This is a genomic window from Phyllobacterium sp. 1468, assembly GCF_031455525.1.
GTDB lineage: Bacteria > Pseudomonadota > Alphaproteobacteria > Rhizobiales > Rhizobiaceae > Phyllobacterium.
In genome coordinates, this window is the sequence record NZ_JAVDSX010000002.1 from 454182 (window position 1) to 470656 (window position 16475).

Genomic DNA, 16475 nt, shown 5'->3' on the forward strand with positions numbered 1-16475 from the left:
TCGGGATTCGGGATTCGCTATGACTTACTGCGTGGGGCTCAAACTGGACCGCGGCCTTGTGTTCATGTCGGACACAAGAACAAATGCCGGTGTCGACAATATTTCCACGTTCAAGAAGATGTATACCTGGGCCAAGACCGGCGACCGCGTTATCACGCTGGTTTCCTCTGGTAACCTGGCAACAACCCAAGCCGTAATCAGCATCCTGAATGAACGCACCAAGGAGCCTTCCGAACGGTCGCCGTCGATCTACGAAATGCCATCGATGTTCCAGACGGCAAGGCTCGTTGGCGATACGATTAGGCATGTCATCGACGAGGTGGATTCGGGCGGGCAGCGCGCCGATTCATTCGGCGCCTCGATCATCCTCGGTGGTCAGATCAAAGGCGGCGATCCACGCCTTTTCCTGATCTACCCTGAGGGAAATTTCATTGAAGCGACGCCGGATACACCCTTCTTCCAGATCGGTGAGCACAAGTATGGAAAACCGATTATCGTGCGGTCCTATGACCCTGCACTGACTTTTGAGGAAGCGACGAAGCTGTTGCTGGTTTCCTTCGATTCGACGTTGAAATCCAACTTGTCAGTAGGATTGCCGCTGGACTTGCAATTCTACGAGTCGGACAGTCTCAAGCTTGGTTTCGAAAAACGCATCGAACGCCATGATCCTTACTACGAAATGATTTCGGATGGCTGGTCGCAGGCCTTGAAACTTGCCTTCCAAAGCCTGCCACCTTTTGAAATCAAAAACGACTAGGGGCGCTGCCTTTATAGTTTCGCAGTCTGGACGTTTGTTGCCTGTCGCATTGCCCGCGTCTTGACGAAAGCCTTTTCGAGATAAGCGTCGCGCTCGTAGACATCGTCGTAATACTTGATCTCGCCTGTCGTCGCATCTGGCCACGCAGTGAAATAGGAAACGTAGACCGGCAACTGGTCCTTTACCTTGACGCTGCGTTCGTTTTTTCCGAAGTACTGCTTCAGATCTTCGACCGGAACGCCGAGCACTGCCGCCGCCATGTCACGTGGGCGCTCCAGGCGGATACAGCCATGGCTCAAAGCCCGCATGTCACGCTTGAAATATGATTTGGCCGGCGTGTCATGCATGTAGATGTCGTGGCTATTCGGGAAGAGTATCTTCAGTTCTCCGAGAGCGTTGTCGAGGCTCGGCTTCTGGCGAATGCCAACGCCGCCGCCGTTTGAAGCAACCTGATACCAATTGATCGAGCTCGACGGAACCACGCGACCCGACTTGTCATAGACTTCATATCCACTATTTTCGAGATAGGACGGATTGCTGAGTATTTTCGGCATCATCTCGTTGAGAATGATCGAGCGCGGCACCCCCCAGGATGGATTGAAGACAACAGTCTCGATCGTATCGTTGAAGAAATAGGTCTGGTTCGTGGGTGATCCGACCACGATATTCATCGCCAGTTTTTCTGTGTTGTCGTCGAAGTACTGGGCGCGGTAGGCAGGCTGATTGATGAAAACATAGCGCTTGCCGAAATCATGCGGCAACCAGCGCAGCCGCTCCATGGAATACAGAATACGGTTCCGTTTAGACAGAGTTGTTTCAGTTTGAAGCGACTTGATGGTGTTGCTGCCAATTACACCGTCAGCCTTGCGGCCCTGCGACTTCTGAAAGTCCTTGATAGCTTGGACGAGACTCTCGTCATAGACATAGCTGTTTTCATGCGCGGCCAGCACGATCTTGTGCTCTGTCAAATAATCCTGCGGCGCTTTCGCCCGGATCAGCGCTACGACATTGCGAAGTTCATCGCTGGTATCTCCCGGCCGGATCATTGTGCCGGGAGCAATGCTGACAGTCGGCTCACTGGTGTCATCGAGCTCATGCAGATTTTGTTTAAGCTCGGCATACCATTTATTCTGTGGTTCGAAAGCAGCAAGTGTCGCGGCGGGATCGTTCGACGACGCAAGCTGTTCGATCACTTCGCGCGGCTTGACCCGGCCCGTGGCAAAGTCGTGGAACCCGCTTAGGCGGTTTGGATTGATGCGGCCCTCGCCCTGATCCATGGCGTAGCGCAGCGCTCGTGCCGACATCGATAACTCGAAATCTGCAAGCTCCTTCAATCGCGCTGGAATGTCGGCACGGTCGTAATCGTCACTCGGGACCGCAACCGCGTAATCTTGTGGATCAAGACCATCGTCAGCAGCCTTTGCAAAAAGCGCTACGACCGCCTTTGCCTGTCGTGTCACATCATAAGAAGCCGTCCAGATCGCACGCTGCTTCGTGGCATAATATGAGACAATCGCGTCAGAGATTTCCTTCTCTGCCAGAACATGGGCAGCCTTCAGATGGTCGATCTTCAGACCGAATTCATCCATCGCCATTGATGGCGACATATCCGTGCCATGATCCGCTGAAGCCGTGATCTGTGTATCCACTTTCGAAAAATCGATCTGAACCAAGCCTTCGGGCTTGTAGTCATAGTTTGTCGGCGCTGTCACCACCACGCGCTTGATAGGGGCGTTCGGACGCCGCACGCTCGCATCTTGCACACTGCCAGGATGGACCTGATGTGTTTGGTCGACAGGACGCGACTCGACGCGGCGATTGCCGAACAGCAGTTCCATCAGGTTATTGGCTGCCGATGCCGGCGACATCGATATAGCCGTGGCCGACAACATCGCAGCCAGAAGGATTGTATTTTTTTTGGAACGGGAATTCATGATGCGTGCCCAGCTGGAACTGTGGTGCTCACGGATGAACATGAGCCATTGATGACGTGTGTAGCCAGTTTGACCGCATCGTATTTAGAATCTTTTAACAATGCCCCGCCCCCAAATATTAACTCGCTGCGGCACAATTTTAAGCTGTGTGCTGGTTTTGACACATTTATCCCAAATCACCCGCACTTGCATGTTAATTCATCACACAAATAGTTGAAGAATCCAGCTCTATTTCCACAATCGTAGTAATATTCCAGAAGAAGCGACGTGCCGCATCAAACTGGATAACAAGGCGAACAAGTATTTTCACATATCGCCGTTGTGTTGGGCGGTTCTTAAAATATATTCTTCAGTGTCACCCGAGAATGCGTAGGATACACTTATCAATAGAATATTTCCTACAGGTCAACGCGAACGACTATTCAGCAAATAGCCCATTGACTACTGCGCGCAGATCCGTTTCATTTCCTGCAACCTGTGGTTCTGGGATCGCGCGGGCTGCTTTCGCATGCAATTGTTTTGAAGTAACTCAAGTCACTCGCCGGGGCGTGAACGGTTCGCGGCTTAAACCCTTCTCCGCAAGTTCCTCGAGATAGGCCTGCCAGCGTGCATCCTTGTTACGCCCAAGATCGATCAAATAGTCCCAACTGAACAGACCAGTATCGTGCATGTCGTCAAAAATGATGCGTACAGCATAATTTCCAACGGGTTCCATCTTGGCAATCTCGACATTTATTTTGCCCGGCACTGTCTGGCGTTGCTCGGGCGAGTGCCCCTGAACTTCCGCCGAAGGTGACGCGACCCGTAAAAGCTCTGCCGTAAGCACATAGCTTTCCCCATTGTCGAAGACGATCGTGAACGATCGGCGGTCCTTGCTTACGCGCAGTTCTTTGGGCCAGGCATCAGTCATTGCGAACCCTCCTCGTGCTCCCTCTTCTGTAAGAACAAGGATCGATCCCCGCAAGTCCGTCCTTCCAATCCATGGCGGGTACTGTGCAGACTGTTCCCTTGCACACGCCGATTCCCCGCTTTGTCAGACGCGCTCGGCAACGAACGCGGGGCTGAACAGCTGCGTGGAAAAACCTCAGCGTTTGTCACGTCCGACGGCTGGACAATTGGAAGCCGGCACCCTATCTCTTTGGAAGGAGGAAGCTCTTGGATCACGTTGCATTGCTCGATACGACGGCACATCAGGCCCCCATGATCGACCCTTTCGGGCGCACGATAAGCTATTTGCGCGTATCGGTGACTGATCGCTGCGATTTCCGCTGCACGTATTGCATGTCGGAACACATGACATTCCTGCCGAAGAAGGATCTCCTGACGCTCGAGGAGCTGGATCGGCTTTGCACGGCGTTCATCGAGAAAGGCGTGAAAAAACTGCGCCTTACCGGCGGCGAGCCGCTGGTTCGCAAAAATATCATGCATCTGATCGGAGAGCTTTCGCGTCATCTTCAGTCCGGTGCGCTCGAAGAGTTGACCCTCACCACAAACGGCTCGCAGCTCGCACGCTTTGCGCCTGAGTTGGCCGGCCATGGCGTCAAACGTATAAACGTCTCACTGGATACGCTGGATCCTGATAAATTTCGCGCGATTACCCGCTGGGGTGATTTCAGCCGGGTTATGGAAGGCATCGATGCTGCGCAGGAAGCCGGCATCAAAGTCAAGCTGAATGCCGTCGCTCTTAAAGGCTTTAACGATCACGAGATTCCAGAGATGATCCGCTGGGCTCATGGGCGCGGTATGGACCTGACGCTGATCGAAACCATGCCAATGGGTGAAATCGAGCTCGATCGTACGGACCAGTACCTGCCGCTGTCGCTGCTTCGGGCCAAACTCGGCGAAGAGTTCACCTTGAACGACATCGCCTATAAGACCGGCGGTCCCGCCCGTTATGTCGAAATCGAGGAAACCGGCGGGCGTGTCGGCTTCATCACACCGATGACGCATAATTTCTGTGAGAGTTGCAACCGGGTACGTCTTACTTGCACCGGCACGCTTTACATGTGCCTCGGCCAGGAAGACGCTGCTGACCTGCGTGAACCATTACGTTCGTCAGAAGGCAACGAACTTCTGAATTCTGCCATTGACGAAGCAATTGGCCGCAAGCCGAAGGGCCATGATTTTATTATTGACCGCCGTCACAATCGCCCTGCTGTCTCCCGCCACATGAGCGTCACGGGGGGTTAGAGCGTGAGGCCCCGGCTCGCCAAAACATTCCAGATGCACTGAGCAGCACAGATTGATATATCTAATGAAGCGATTCTGGAGGAGAATCGCCTTCTCATCCGGAATTGACCATCTTGGCGCTATCTCCCAATTTGCGTGGCAGTCTTTTTATGGCCATCGGCATGGCCAGTTTCACGTTCAACGATGCGACGGTCAAATTCGTTGCGGAAGACATGAATATGGGCCAGGTCATGCTCGTACGCAGCTCGATCTCGACCGTCCTTATCCTTGTTCTCGCCTGGCACAAGGGCATGCTGGTTCCGCTGCGTGAAGCCCTGCACAAAATGACGATCCTGCGCGTGATCGGCGAGGTCGTTGGGACGGTCAGCTTTCTTGTCGCTTTGGTTCACGTTCCTCTCGCTTTGACCTCGGCAATTCTACAGGCTCTGCCCTTGGTGGTGACCCTCGGGGCTGCGCTATTCTTCGGCGAGCCGGTTGGCTGGCGTCGTTGGATTGCAATCATTGTCGGCTTTATCGGCGTATTGATAATCGTCCGGCCAAGCCATAACGGTGTCAGCCCATACATTCTTTTGATCGTCGTCACGGTGATTTTTGCCTCAATGCGGGATCTCGCGACGCGCAAGGTCCCAAGGACCATTCCGGTATTGATGATCTCCGCGCTAACTTCGACAGGTGTGGGCGTTGCCGGGGTCGGCATGATCGGTCCTCTGGGCGGCTGGACGCCCATGTCGCTGACAAACACCTTGCTGCTGACACTTGCCGCCTGCTGCGTCATGGTCGCGTATCACTTCATCATTCTGGCCATGAGAGAAGGCGAAATCGCCTTCGTTGCGCCGTTCCGCTATACGAGTTTGATCTGGGCTATCCTGCTCGGTTATCTGTTTTTCGGTGATCTGCCGGACGTCCCCATGATCGTCGGCTCCCTCGTCGTGATTGGCAGCGGGCTTTATACCCTTTACCGTGAGCGCATTGTCGGCCGGTTGAAGCCGGTCGCAACCACAACGGCGGCGGCGACGTCACCTGATGGAGTATAGGCGTGAGAGTTGCGGGTATAATACTGGCGGGCGGTCAATCGCGAAGGATGGACGGAGTTGACAAGGCATTGCTGCCGTTTGGCGACCGGCGCGTGATCGATCATGTCTATGCCCGTTTGGCGCGTCAAATCGAACCGGTGGCTTTGAACAGCAATAACGAGCCGATGCTATTTTCGGATTTGCCGGTTCCCGTCATCCCCGACGACATTGACGGGTTTGCAGGGCCCCTTGCCGGAGTTCTGGCTGCGATGGAATGGGCAAACAACCAGGCGCTACCGTACACGCACATTGTCACCGTGGCGACGGACACGCCATTCTTTCCCGATAATCTTGTCGATACATTACGCCAAGCTGTCGCAGACGCTCCGCGAGGACACATCGGAGTCGCAGCTTCTGGGAACCGGCTGCACCCGGTTTTCGGCCTCTGGCCAGTTTTTCTCAAGAGCGATCTCCGCCGTTGGTTGAGCAACGAAAAGAACCGCCGTGTCATTGCATGGATCGAGGGCCATCCGCACAAGATTGCGGAATTCCCGATCGTGACGACGCAATCCGGAGCGTCTCTCGACCCGTTCTTCAACATCAATACACCCGAAGATATTGCCGAAGCCAGGCAGCGGTGGAGTGCCATACGATGAACCCTCGCGTATTCGGGATAACCGGCTGGAAGAATTCGGGAAAAACCACGCTGACCGTCAAACTTGTTAACGAATTGACCCGCCGGGGCTGGAAGGTTTCGACCGTGAAGCATGCCCATCATGATTTCGATATCGACAAGGAGGGCACTGACTCGTTTCGTCACCGCAAGGCAGGTGCCGGCGAAGTGGCGATTGTCTCGGATCGACGCTGGGCGCTGATGCATGAGCTAGTGAGTGAGAGCGAGCCGACGCTGGCTGATATCATTGCCCGTTTCGCACCCTGTGATCTTATCCTGGTAGAAGGTTACAAGCGCGAGGGGCACAAGAAGATCGAAACCCGCCGTACCGAAGGCAGATCAGGGGGACGATTGACGACAGGCGATCCCAGCATCGTTGCGATCGCCAGCGATTACCCGATTTTGGACGAGACAGTACCCGTCTACGAACTGGACGATATTGCTGCCCTGGCCGATTTGATCGAACGTGAAACGGAGCTTTCCCGCTAGGCGTGTTAGAAAATGACGTTTCACCTAATACGTGCGCAACAAAAGTATTAGGCTCAAAATAATTATGTGATTTTGACGGCCAGATTCGCTTGGCGACGCACGATTCCCGGTTGCAATTAAAAGAAAACTAGTGGGAATATCCGTATCAGGAGCAGTGACATAAACTGCGACCATACCCGGAAGGCTGTCCAGAAAAATAGGGGAACAGCCGGGTTATAAAAGAGAGGTTCAAATAAATGCGTATCACTAAGCGTCTCGTACTCGCGATTTCCGCTGCAGCTCTAGCCTTTTCCATGGGCGCGGCACACGCGGAGGACGCACTGAAACTGACAATCGCGTCCGAAGGAGCCTATCCACCCTTCAACAATCTTACCCCCGACGGCAAGCTCGAGGGCTTCGATATCGATATCGGCAATGCGCTTTGCGCAGAAATGAAGGCCGAATGCACCTGGGTATCTCAGGATTGGGACGGAATGATCCCGGCGCTGCAGGCAGGCAAGTTCGATGCGGTCATTGCCTCCATGTCGATTACGCCCGAACGTCTGGAAAAAGTCGACTTCTCGAAGAAGTACTACAACACGCCTCCGGCAATTGCTGTACCGAAGGATTCCGATATCAAGGACATCACACCGGAATCCCTGAAGGGCAAAACTCTGGGTGTGCAAGGGTCGACCAGCCATTCGAACTACGCCCAAGCCAAGTATAGCGGCTCGGATATCAAGATGTATCCGACGTCAGATGAATATAAACTTGATATCAGCAATGGTCGTGTCGATGCCGTAATGGACGACGTCGTTGTTCTGGGCCAGTGGCTCGATAGCGATGCCGGCTCTTGCTGCAAGCTCCTCGGCACGATTACCCCTGATCCCGCGATCCACGGTCCAGGCGCCGGCGTGACGGTGAAGAAGGGCAATACAGCGCTGGCCGATAAATTCACCGCAGCTATTGCCGCGATCCGCGCGAACGGAAAGTACAAGGAAATCAACGACAAGTACTTCAAGATCGACGTTTACGGCGGCGAGGATTGAGCCAAGCGCACTGACTTGATATGAAATGTAGATGGCGGGTCATACCGCCATCTACGGCTTTGAATAAAATGACGGGCGGGCTCGGAAAAGAGCCATGGGGAACAGCCCGCAAATATGAAAGTTGCTATGGAAGGCTCAATAGCGTTACTGGGTTTTGGCGAGGGCGGTTGGGGTCCGAGCATTGCCAGCGGTGTTCTGGTAACGGTCAGTCTCGCGCTGGCCACATTGCCGGTCGGGTTGGCGATCGGCTTCTTTGTCGCGCTTGGCAAACAATCGCCGGAACGTTCCGTGAAACTCGCCGCGAACATGTACACGACTATTTTTCGGGGCCTGCCTGAGCTGCTCACCTTGTTCGTGGTCTATTTCGGCGCGCAGATAGGCATTCAGAAACTGGGTCAGCTTCTTGGCTACCAAGGCACGATTGAAATCAATTCATTCATCGCCGGCATGTTCGCTCTAGGCGTCGTGTTTTCATCCTACGCCAGCGAAGTGTTCCTTTCCGCATTCCGCGCGATACCGAAGGGCCAATATGAGGGCGGCTATGCCATCGGACTTTCCAGCGGTCAGACCATGCGCAAGGTTATCCTGCCACAATTGATCCGCATCGCGCTCCCTGGGCTGGCCAATCTATGGATGATCCTGCTCAAGGACACAGCCTTGGTTTCAGCCATTGGACTTGCGGACATATTGCGCCAGACTGGCGTGGCGGCTCGTGTTACGAAGCACGCCTTCCTGTTCTTTGGTGCGGCCTGCATGATTTATCTTGTCCTCGCCATTCTTTCATCCTTCGTCATCGACGCGATTGAACGCTCATCGGCCAAGAGCGGGGTAAAACGATGACGGAAAGCTTCATCAATGCGCGGCCAGCAACTGTCATGCGTCCCCCGGCACCGCCGAAAAAATGGACTCGAGGCCGACTCGTTGGCCATCTGCTTGTGGGTCTTTGGATCGCTCTTCTCGTCGGACTGCTCGTCTATCTTTACAGCGCATGGAACCCAGAGCTCATCGCGAAATACGGCCCGACATATTTTGCGGGCCTGAAGACCACGATCGGGCTTGTGGGATCGTCAATCCTGATGGGCGCGTTGATTTCGATACCGGTGGCCCTTGGCCGGATGAGCAAAAACCGCATCGCATCGTCGATCGCTTACGCCTACGTCTATTTCTTCCGGGGGACACCGCTAATCGCGCAAGTCTTTCTGTTTTATTACGGCCTCGGATCATTCAGGCCCCAACTCGAAGCAGTTGGCCTTTGGACGTTTTTTCGAGAGGCATGGTATTGCGCCCTGCTGGCGTTTTCACTCAATACAGCAGCATACCAAGCCGAGATACTGCGCGGCGCGGTCCGCAGCGTTCCACTCGGACAATGGGAAGGAGCGGCGTCACTCGGCATTTCGAAATTCGTTACGTTCTGGAAGGTGGTGCTGCCGCAAGCTCTGATCGTTGCGTTGCGGCCTTATGGCAATGAAATCATCCTGATGATCAAGGGCTCGGCAATCGTTGCCCTGATCACGGTTTACGATCTGATGGGTTACACGCGCCTCGCCTATTCGAGAACCTTCGATTTTCAAGCCTATCTCTGGGCTGCAATCATTTATCTGATTTTGGTGGAAATCATTCGGCATATCTGGGATTGGTTGGAGCGTCGCATCACGCGTCATCTCATACGCTGACACCAACCCACCAAGAGAATCTACCATGCTTAAAATCTGGGGCCGTACCAACTCGACCAACGTCAAGAAAGCGCTTTGGGCCGCCGAGGAAGTCGGCGTTGCTTACGAAAACATCCCTGCGGGCGGCGCCCACGGCGTCGTATCTGATCCGTCTTATAGGGCGATGAACCCCAACGGACTGGTGCCGACTCTGGAAGACAGGGATCTGGTGCTGTGGGAAAGCAACACAATTGTTCGCTATCTCGCCGCGCAGTATGGACAGTCGACGCTCTATCTCGACGATGCAGCGACCCGGGCAAAATCCGAACGATGGATGGACTGGGCAACCTCCACCCTGGCCGGTCCCTTCCGCGACTTGTTCTGGAATCAGGTGCGTATGTCTGCACAAGAACGCGACAATGCAGCTATGGAAAAAGGGCGTCAGACGTGCAGCAAACTATTCGGTATTGTTGATACAGCGCTTGCCTCGCAGCCCTACCTGTCGGGTGCAAACTTCGGCATCGGCGACATCCCCGTCGGCTGCTTTGCCTATGCCTGGTTCGAAATGGCGATTGAGCGCCCGGATCATCCTCATCTTGAATCCTGGTATGAACGCTTGAAGGCGCGTCCAGCTTACCAGAAGACGGTAATGACCCCCCTCACCTAGGGTCTCGTCCCCAGGTCATTCTTTCGGTTTCAGACGCCACACGCCCAGCAGACCGTCTTGATAGCTTCGCTCATCGGTGGGAATGGTGATGGCTTCGGTGTCAGCCCACTTTTGAGCGAAATCACGATAGTTCGATGAAAATACGTTTCCCGACTGGCCAGTCGTCTGGATATAGGTCGAGCGATTGAGGTCGGCGAGATCGAACAGCCCACGATAGCTGGTGCCGTGCGCCACGCGAAAGGGATTGCTTTCATCCATAAACGACGACTTGCCGCGATTGAGCGTATAAGCACCCCCTGACACAGGCACCGTGACATTGAAAAGTTTGTCGAGCGGGCTGACCTGCGAAAACGGCCGGTGTGCTCCGTAAGCATAGTGCAACGTTCCCCAAGTCCATTTGGAGCGGTCCGAACCAAGACGAGCATTCATATCCTTGATCGCATCGGCGAGTGCCAGTGCCAGAATATCGCCACAACTCTCTTTCTCCGGCGTGCGACCGTCATCACACCAGTCACGCGCCGGGTTTGGCCCAAGCCAGCGCAACATAGCGTCGACATGGCCCTGCCAGTAGGATGGAAAGGCATCGCCAAGATCGTCTTCAAGAATTCGCTTCGTCGCCATCCTCAACCAGGCACTGAACAGCAGCGGTTCGATGCGCTCCCGGTTCTCGACAAAATCCCACGCCTGCAACTGTTTGGTAACATCGACGTCGACGTCACTCCGTCCATCGACCAGTCTCAGCATGACCGGAGCCAAAGCGGCGTAAGCACTGTTCAAGGCGTCACCCTGGACCTTGCTGTTGCTTTCCCGCGTCTGCTGGTTCGCACCGTAGATCAGTGTCTTTATGCGCTCGAAGCGCCACGGTTCGTCCCAGTCGAAGGTCAGGAAATGCGGATAACTCGCATCGACGATCTTCGTATTCGCAGTCGCAAGAACATTGTCTGCGGGGTTAAAGACGCGCGGCAATTCCTCGTAGGGTATAAAGCTCTTCCAGTCGTAGGTGGCGTCCCAACCCGGGGATGGTGCTCGCCCCATGATTTGATTGGCAGGATCACGCACAGGCACCCTGCCGGGAGCGATCAGACCAATATTTCCATCGGCATCTGCAATCACTATTGACTGCATCGGCGTTACGAATTCGCGCATCCCGTTCTGAAAATCAGCGACATTCGCGAAATCCCAGAGCTTCAGTCCAGCAGAAATCGTCTTGTCATCGCCGGCCAAAGCGGTCCAGGACAAGGCCGCAACTGTGCCATCCGGCAGATAATGGTCGAGCCCGCGATAATCCGCAGGCAAGACCGGACCATGACGTGTGGTTCTGCGGTCAAAGGTTACCGCGTCACTGCCTTTGACTTTGATGGATATGGTGTTTCTTTCGAAAGGCGAGAAACCCTGAGGTGTTTGGTATTCATCGGGATTGGCGGGATTGATCCTCTCAACAAAAATGTCCTGAACATCGGATCCGGTATTTGTGAAGCCCCACGCCACCTTGTCATTACGTCCGAGCAATACCAACGGGGCTCCCGGCAGCGTGACACCGACGAGGTTCTTCGACGATCCCTCGCCATTCTTGACCTGCAGGTGCGCTAGATACCAGAGAGAGGGTGCAGTTAGCCCTAAATGCGGATCATTGGCGAGGATCGGCTTGCCGGTCTCGGTTCGGGCACCACCTACGACCCAATTGTTCGAAGCGCCGGTGGACATGATGTCGTTCAATGCCGCAAACTGGCTTTCGGCCTGCGCTGCGCCGGCCTTGAGCGCGCCGCTGGGTAAGCCCAGAACCTGGCGCAGATCCGGCAACGGTGGTGGCGTATCACCGGGCACGGGCGGCAGCAAATCGACAATCTCCGCATCGCTCATGCCCAGACGGGCGAACTTCAATCTCAACACTTCGTCATCGATGTTGGCGGCCAGTGTCACCGACATCAACTTCAGCGTCACAATCACATCGGCGGAAGTCCATTTTTCCGGTGTATGGCCCAGTATGACAAATTCAGGCGAGTATTTGGAACCAAATGTCGGCCCCGCTCCGGCAATAAACGCGTTGATTCCAAGCACATATGCATCAATCTTCTTCCGGTCCGCCTCGTCCAGTGACGCTGCGGAGCGCTCGGCCGATTCATAGAGGCCAATCGAGCGGATAAAGCGGTCGGTAGATACAGTCTTGTCGCCGAACAACTCGGACAAACGTCCTTGTCCCGCCATGCGGTTCACTTCCATTTGCCAGAGGCGTTCCTGCGCATGGACAAAGCCAAGAGCGGCCAGAACATCCTCGACCGAGTTACCGCTAATGTGCGGGACTGCATTTTTGTCGCGCGTGACCGTGACGGGTGCGGTCAAACCCGCAAGCACCATCTCCCCGGTGGCGGGCGCTACCGAGCGGGCAAGCCAGACATAACCGAGGACTGTGCCGAGCAATGCGATGGGGATGAGGGAGAAAACAATCCATAATAGGCCTTTGATGATCCGCCGCATTGTCCTAACGTCCCCGATACTCACCACATGGCCTATCTGACAGAGGAAACTAAGGAATGGCAACAGTCGCTTTTATTGGTCTTGGCGTCATGGGATATCCGATGGCGGGTCATTTGAAATCGCGCGGCGGCCATGACGTTACGGTCTTCAATCGCAGTGGCGAGAAGGCCAAGAAATGGGCCCAGCAATTTGGTGGCGCCTATGCGGCAACGCCAGGGGAAGCGGCAAGGGACAAAGATTTCGTCTTTTCATGTGTTGGCAATGACGACGATCTGCGCGCGGTGACGACTGGTGAAAACGGAGCATTCCAGTCGATGAAGAAAGGCGCCGTTTTCATCGACAACACCACAGCATCTGCGGAAGCTGCCCGGGAACTCGACGCGGCAGCCCGCGAGCGTGGCATTCACTTTCTCGACGCTCCCGTATCCGGTGGTCAGGCGGGCGCGGAAAATGGCGCGCTCACCGTTATGGTCGGCGGCGAGCAAGACGCATTCGACCAGGCAAAACCGGTCATCGAATGCTTTGCCAAGATGGTTGGTCTTATGGGACCGGCCGGTGCTGGACAATTGACCAAAATGGTCAATCAGATCTGCATTGCCGGGTTGGTCCAGGGACTTGCCGAAGGCATTCACTTCGGCAAACAAGCGGGTCTCGATATCGAGAAAGTCATCGAGGTGATTTCCAAGGGCGCTGCTGGTTCCTGGCAAATGGAAAACCGCCACAAGACGATGAATGCCGGAAAATACGATTTCGGCTTTGCGGTAGACTGGATGCGTAAGGACCTTGGTATCTGTCTGGCAGAAGCCAACCGCAACAATGCCAAACTGCCGGTAACTGCATTAGTGGATCAATTCTACAAAGATGTTCAGGTCATGGGCGGCAATCGCTGGGACACATCATCTCTGCTGGCACGACTGGAGAAAAAGTAATCTACGCAAACGGAGAGTCTCAATTCGACTCTTTCTCGATGCTCATGTAATCGAGCGGCAATTCGGTGGTGTATTTGATCTGTTCCATGGCGAACGCAGACGATACATCCCGAATGTCTATCTTACTGATCAGGCGCTTGTAGACCGCATCATACGCAGCGATATCCGGCACGACGACGCGCAAGAGATAGTCGACATCTCCGCTCATGCGATAGAATTCAACCACTTCCGGGAACTCCTGAACAACTTCGGAAAAGCGCTTCAGCCATTCATTGCTGTGAGATCCGGTACGGATCGAGACAAAGACCGTCACTCGCGTATTGACGCGGACAGGATCGAGAATGGCGACACGTCGCTGAATCACACCGTCTTCTTCCAGCTTCTGGATGCGGCGCCAGCAAGGCGTTGTCGAAAGTCCGACTTTCTTGGCAACATCCGCTACGGCAAGCGTTGCATCCTCTTGCAGGAGACGAAGTATCTTTCGGTCGAGTCTGTCCATGTTTGCTTACAGTCCCATTGGAATGAGATACTTTATGGTCTGATAATCCGGCAGCGTACAAGAAAATTATTCTAAACTTTTCAAATTAGGCAAAAATTTCGTTCCACAGCTTATGAAGTTAGAATTCTGACCTTCTCCTGAAGCAAGGGGAGAACGTCTTGCGCGAACCACGGATTCTTTTTCAACCAGGAGCTGTTGCGCCACGACGGATGCGGCAACGGCAGAATTGACGGTCCCGATTCTGGCTCGAAGTAGTCGCGCCAGTTCAACACCGTTTCGGTCATACTGGCGCGGCGACGGCTTCGGAGATGGTAGGCTTGCGCATATTGGCCGATCGTCAAAACAAGTTCGATCTGCGGCATGGAATGAAACACACGATCATGCCATGTTTCGCGGCATTCTCGCCGAGGTGGAAGATCGCTCCCATGCGCGTCATATCCGGGGAAGCAGAATCCCATCGGGACAATGGCGAACTTGTCCGGATCGTAGAATGCTTCGCGATCAACGCCAAGCCAGTCCCGCAGGCGGACGCCAGAGGGATCGTTGAACGGCACACCCGTGTTGTGTACGCGAATGCCCGGCGCCTGCCCGCAAATGACTATGCGCGCTGTTGCCGAGAGCACGCAAACCGGATTGGGTTCATCTGGCAGTGGCATGCCATACCGTGGAGCATCCCGGCATATCCGGCACGACCTGATTTCCGACGACAAGGTATCCAGCATTGGCGGCAAGTCGTTCTAATCTCACGCTTTGGCGCTGGGGCGGCTCGACACCGCACCGTGCCAACGCCGGAGGTTACCCAGCTCTTCAGGCATTTGTATCCTGGCGAGTTTTAAGAAGTCGATCGACACAAGCAGCGTGATATCCGCAATCGAAAACGCATCACCTGCCAAAAACTCGTTCGCTGCGAGTTGATCATCCATAATCTTCATCGACGCCAACGCTTTCGGCCGGTTAGCTTCGCCCCAAGCCGGGATCTGTGGAACCTCCCATTCGACCATGGCAGGGTGCGTGTGGCGAAATGCTGCCATCACGACGGTGAGGAGATGGAGGTCAGCGCGGCGGTTCCACATTTCCACCTGCGCCTTGCCAAGGGCGCCCGTACCAAACAATGGCGGGTCGGGATACAATTCCTCGAAGTAGCGTGAGATTGCCACCGATTCGCTGATAACCGTACCATCGTCGAGCTCGAGCGCTGGCAGCCGCTGAAATGGATTGAGAGCCGTAAATTCAGGCGTCTTGTGTTCCATGGCGGTCATGTCAACGGGTACCAAGGGCACTTCGATGCCCTTTTCCGCCAGGAAAATACGAATGCGGCGTGGATTGGGCGCGCGGCCTCCATCGTATAGTTTCATCAGAGTCCTCCCACTAAACCTCGGATCCATTCTATGAATTGGTCAATCAGGTCCTGTGCATGGTTGGGTTGCGGTTGCGGCGCTTCAGGCACCCGCTCATGCTCCCTGCGCCAATCTTGCGGCGTCTCAAATTTTCCCGACCACAGACCTTTATTGTCTCTTCGAGCTTGCAGTTCTGCATCACGATAATCGCCATAAGCAATCGCCTGTCCAGCCTCAACCATGGCACGATTGAGATTTATCGCGTCAACAAAGCAAACAGCCAGGCTGCGATTGTATTTATCGTGGCCGTTCTCATCGCAGCGAACTGGTCTGCCCTGGATCAACTGCACCAACGTTTGCCTGGCAGCTTTCCCGCAAGCATTGGCGCCGCAACTCTGATCGAGCTCGGGAGCATCGATGCCCTGGAGACGAATATGGTTGCCTGAAATAGACAGCGTGTCGCCGTCAATGACATAGGCCCTGCCCGCGAGCGATTGTGTCGGAGCTTTTGGTTGGCCGAGTTTAGCCGCCAGCAGGGCAACAAGCACAAAGAAGATGACCATCAGGCTGTAGTCCACCAGTTTGCGCCCGAATGAACGCGGCGACGGCGGCGGCCGTCGCCATCTGCGACGAAAGCTGCGGTACCCTCGGTTCATGGTCGTTTCATCGCAACTGGCAGCTTCATAGAGGCCCTTGAGCTAGGTTGTGAACTTATAGATCGATGAGGCCATCTTGTCGGATACCCCCACGCTTCTCCTCGCATCTTCTTGCCGTTTCAAGCGCCATCTCTACCCGATTTATAAGGTTACGACCTGATCCGATCGATACCATT

General features: G+C 54.7%; 17 protein-coding genes. 10 read left to right on the top strand and 7 right to left on the bottom strand.

Translation table 11 applies throughout. The features are described 5' to 3' along the window. Positions 1-19: 19 nt before the first annotated feature. The gene (locus J2X72_RS07640) at positions 20-757 is read left to right on the top strand and encodes a proteasome-type protease (protein WP_112528526.1); all 738 of its coding nucleotides are present in this window, start codon (positions 20-22) and stop codon (positions 755-757) included. 11 nt (positions 758-768) lie between these two features. Here the strand turns inward: J2X72_RS07640 and J2X72_RS07645 are convergent, their stop codons facing one another. Next, positions 769-2691 carry a L,D-transpeptidase family protein gene (locus J2X72_RS07645; RefSeq protein WP_310070327.1) on the bottom strand — a complete coding sequence of 641 codons (1923 nt, stop codon included), beginning with the start codon at positions 2689-2691 and terminating at the stop codon, positions 769-771. Positions 2692-3220: 529 nt separating this feature from the next. Beyond that, a complete protein-coding gene (locus J2X72_RS07650) occupies positions 3221-3601 on the bottom strand; it encodes a gamma-butyrobetaine hydroxylase-like domain-containing protein (RefSeq protein WP_210001003.1) in 381 nt (126 codons plus the stop codon). Positions 3602-3891: 290 nt separating this feature from the next. On the opposite strand from J2X72_RS07650, the gene moaA reads away from it, so the two are divergent. The 8 genes from moaA to J2X72_RS07690 all read left to right on the top strand — a co-directional run bounded on the left by moaA (position 3892) and on the right by J2X72_RS07690 (position 10403). Further along, entirely contained in the window at positions 3892-4881 is a 990-nt protein-coding gene (moaA, locus tag J2X72_RS07655) for a GTP 3',8-cyclase MoaA (protein WP_310071034.1), read from the top strand. Positions 4882-5012: 131 nt separating this feature from the next. Further along, positions 5013-5915: a DMT family transporter gene (locus J2X72_RS07660; RefSeq protein WP_405044675.1), complete on the top strand. Its 903-nt coding sequence runs from the start codon at positions 5013-5015 to the stop codon at positions 5913-5915. 2 nt (positions 5916-5917) lie between these two features. Continuing rightward, positions 5918-6550: a molybdenum cofactor guanylyltransferase MobA gene (gene mobA / locus J2X72_RS07665; protein WP_310070333.1), complete on the top strand. Its 633-nt coding sequence runs from the start codon at positions 5918-5920 to the stop codon at positions 6548-6550. Further along, the gene (gene mobB / locus J2X72_RS07670; protein ID WP_310070335.1) at positions 6547-7056 is read left to right on the top strand and encodes a molybdopterin-guanine dinucleotide biosynthesis protein B; all 510 of its coding nucleotides are present in this window, start codon (positions 6547-6549) and stop codon (positions 7054-7056) included. Before mobA ends, mobB begins: the two co-directional genes overlap by 4 nt. Positions 7057-7292: 236 nt before the next feature. Beyond that, positions 7293-8084, top strand: a complete 792-nt coding sequence (locus tag J2X72_RS07675; RefSeq protein ID WP_210000997.1) for a transporter substrate-binding domain-containing protein — start codon at positions 7293-7295, stop codon at positions 8082-8084. 126 nt (positions 8085-8210) lie between these two features. After that, positions 8211-8924 carry an ABC transporter permease gene (locus tag J2X72_RS07680; protein ID WP_210001684.1) on the top strand — a complete coding sequence of 238 codons (714 nt, stop codon included), beginning with the start codon at positions 8211-8213 and terminating at the stop codon, positions 8922-8924. Beyond that, positions 8921-9757, top strand: coding sequence for an ABC transporter permease (locus J2X72_RS07685; protein ID WP_310070342.1), 837 nt, complete (start codon positions 8921-8923; stop codon positions 9755-9757). Before J2X72_RS07680 ends, J2X72_RS07685 begins: the two co-directional genes overlap by 4 nt. 25 nt (positions 9758-9782) lie before the next feature. Then, the gene (locus J2X72_RS07690) at positions 9783-10403 is read left to right on the top strand and encodes a glutathione S-transferase (RefSeq protein WP_310070345.1); all 621 of its coding nucleotides are present in this window, start codon (positions 9783-9785) and stop codon (positions 10401-10403) included. Positions 10404-10418: 15 nt separating this feature from the next. Here the strand turns inward: J2X72_RS07690 and J2X72_RS07695 are convergent, their stop codons facing one another. Continuing rightward, a complete protein-coding gene (locus J2X72_RS07695) occupies positions 10419-12878 on the bottom strand; it encodes a penicillin acylase family protein (protein WP_310070347.1) in 2460 nt (819 codons plus the stop codon). 56 nt (positions 12879-12934) lie between these two features. Here J2X72_RS07695 and J2X72_RS07700 point away from each other — a divergent pair, with 56 nt between their 5' ends. Next, positions 12935-13807 carry an NAD(P)-dependent oxidoreductase gene (locus J2X72_RS07700; protein WP_310070350.1) on the top strand — a complete coding sequence of 291 codons (873 nt, stop codon included), beginning with the start codon at positions 12935-12937 and terminating at the stop codon, positions 13805-13807. Between the two features lie 19 nt (positions 13808-13826). Here the strand turns inward: J2X72_RS07700 and J2X72_RS07705 are convergent, their stop codons facing one another. From J2X72_RS07705 to J2X72_RS07720, 4 genes are all read right to left on the bottom strand, one after another. Continuing rightward, positions 13827-14306 (bottom strand): Lrp/AsnC family transcriptional regulator, encoded by a 480-nt coding sequence (locus J2X72_RS07705; protein ID WP_112528551.1) that lies wholly within the window; start codon positions 14304-14306, stop codon positions 13827-13829. Positions 14307-14416: 110 nt separating this feature from the next. Continuing rightward, positions 14417-15028, bottom strand: a complete 612-nt coding sequence (locus J2X72_RS07710; RefSeq protein WP_310070353.1) for a uracil-DNA glycosylase family protein — start codon at positions 15026-15028, stop codon at positions 14417-14419. A gap of 21 nt (positions 15029-15049) precedes the next feature. Beyond that, the gene (locus tag J2X72_RS07715; protein WP_210000987.1) at positions 15050-15661 is read right to left on the bottom strand and encodes a glutathione S-transferase family protein; all 612 of its coding nucleotides are present in this window, start codon (positions 15659-15661) and stop codon (positions 15050-15052) included. Further along, positions 15661-16221 (bottom strand): thermonuclease family protein, encoded by a 561-nt coding sequence (locus tag J2X72_RS07720; RefSeq protein ID WP_310070356.1) that lies wholly within the window; start codon positions 16219-16221, stop codon positions 15661-15663. The genes J2X72_RS07715 and J2X72_RS07720 overlap by 1 nt, the downstream gene beginning before the upstream one ends. Positions 16222-16475: the final 254 nt, after the last annotated feature.

Bases quoted from the DNA above. Each gene is read 5' to 3' on its own strand.
- J2X72_RS07640 (WP_112528526.1), top strand. From the start codon at position 20: ATGACTTACTGCGTGGGGCTCAAACTGGACCGCGGCCTTGTGTTCATG.
- J2X72_RS07645 (WP_310070327.1), bottom strand. From the start codon at position 2,691: ATGAATTCCCGTTCCAAAAAAAATACAATCCTTCTGGCTGCGATGTTG.
- J2X72_RS07650 (WP_210001003.1), bottom strand. From the start codon at position 3,601: ATGACTGATGCCTGGCCCAAAGAACTGCGCGTAAGCAAGGACCGCCGA.
- moaA (WP_310071034.1), top strand. From the start codon at position 3,892: ATGATCGACCCTTTCGGGCGCACGATAAGCTATTTGCGCGTATCGGTG.
- mobB (WP_310070335.1), top strand. From the start codon at position 6,547: ATGAACCCTCGCGTATTCGGGATAACCGGCTGGAAGAATTCGGGAAAA.
- J2X72_RS07675 (WP_210000997.1), top strand. From the start codon at position 7,293: ATGCGTATCACTAAGCGTCTCGTACTCGCGATTTCCGCTGCAGCTCTA.
- J2X72_RS07680 (WP_210001684.1), top strand. From the start codon at position 8,211: ATGGAAGGCTCAATAGCGTTACTGGGTTTTGGCGAGGGCGGTTGGGGT.
- J2X72_RS07685 (WP_310070342.1), top strand. From the start codon at position 8,921: ATGACGGAAAGCTTCATCAATGCGCGGCCAGCAACTGTCATGCGTCCC.
- J2X72_RS07690 (WP_310070345.1), top strand. From the start codon at position 9,783: ATGCTTAAAATCTGGGGCCGTACCAACTCGACCAACGTCAAGAAAGCG.
- J2X72_RS07695 (WP_310070347.1), bottom strand. From the start codon at position 12,878: ATGCGGCGGATCATCAAAGGCCTATTATGGATTGTTTTCTCCCTCATC.
- J2X72_RS07700 (WP_310070350.1), top strand. From the start codon at position 12,935: ATGGCAACAGTCGCTTTTATTGGTCTTGGCGTCATGGGATATCCGATG.
- J2X72_RS07705 (WP_112528551.1), bottom strand. From the start codon at position 14,306: ATGGACAGACTCGACCGAAAGATACTTCGTCTCCTGCAAGAGGATGCA.
- J2X72_RS07710 (WP_310070353.1), bottom strand. From the start codon at position 15,028: ATGCTGGATACCTTGTCGTCGGAAATCAGGTCGTGCCGGATATGCCGG.
- J2X72_RS07715 (WP_210000987.1), bottom strand. From the start codon at position 15,661: ATGAAACTATACGATGGAGGCCGCGCGCCCAATCCACGCCGCATTCGT.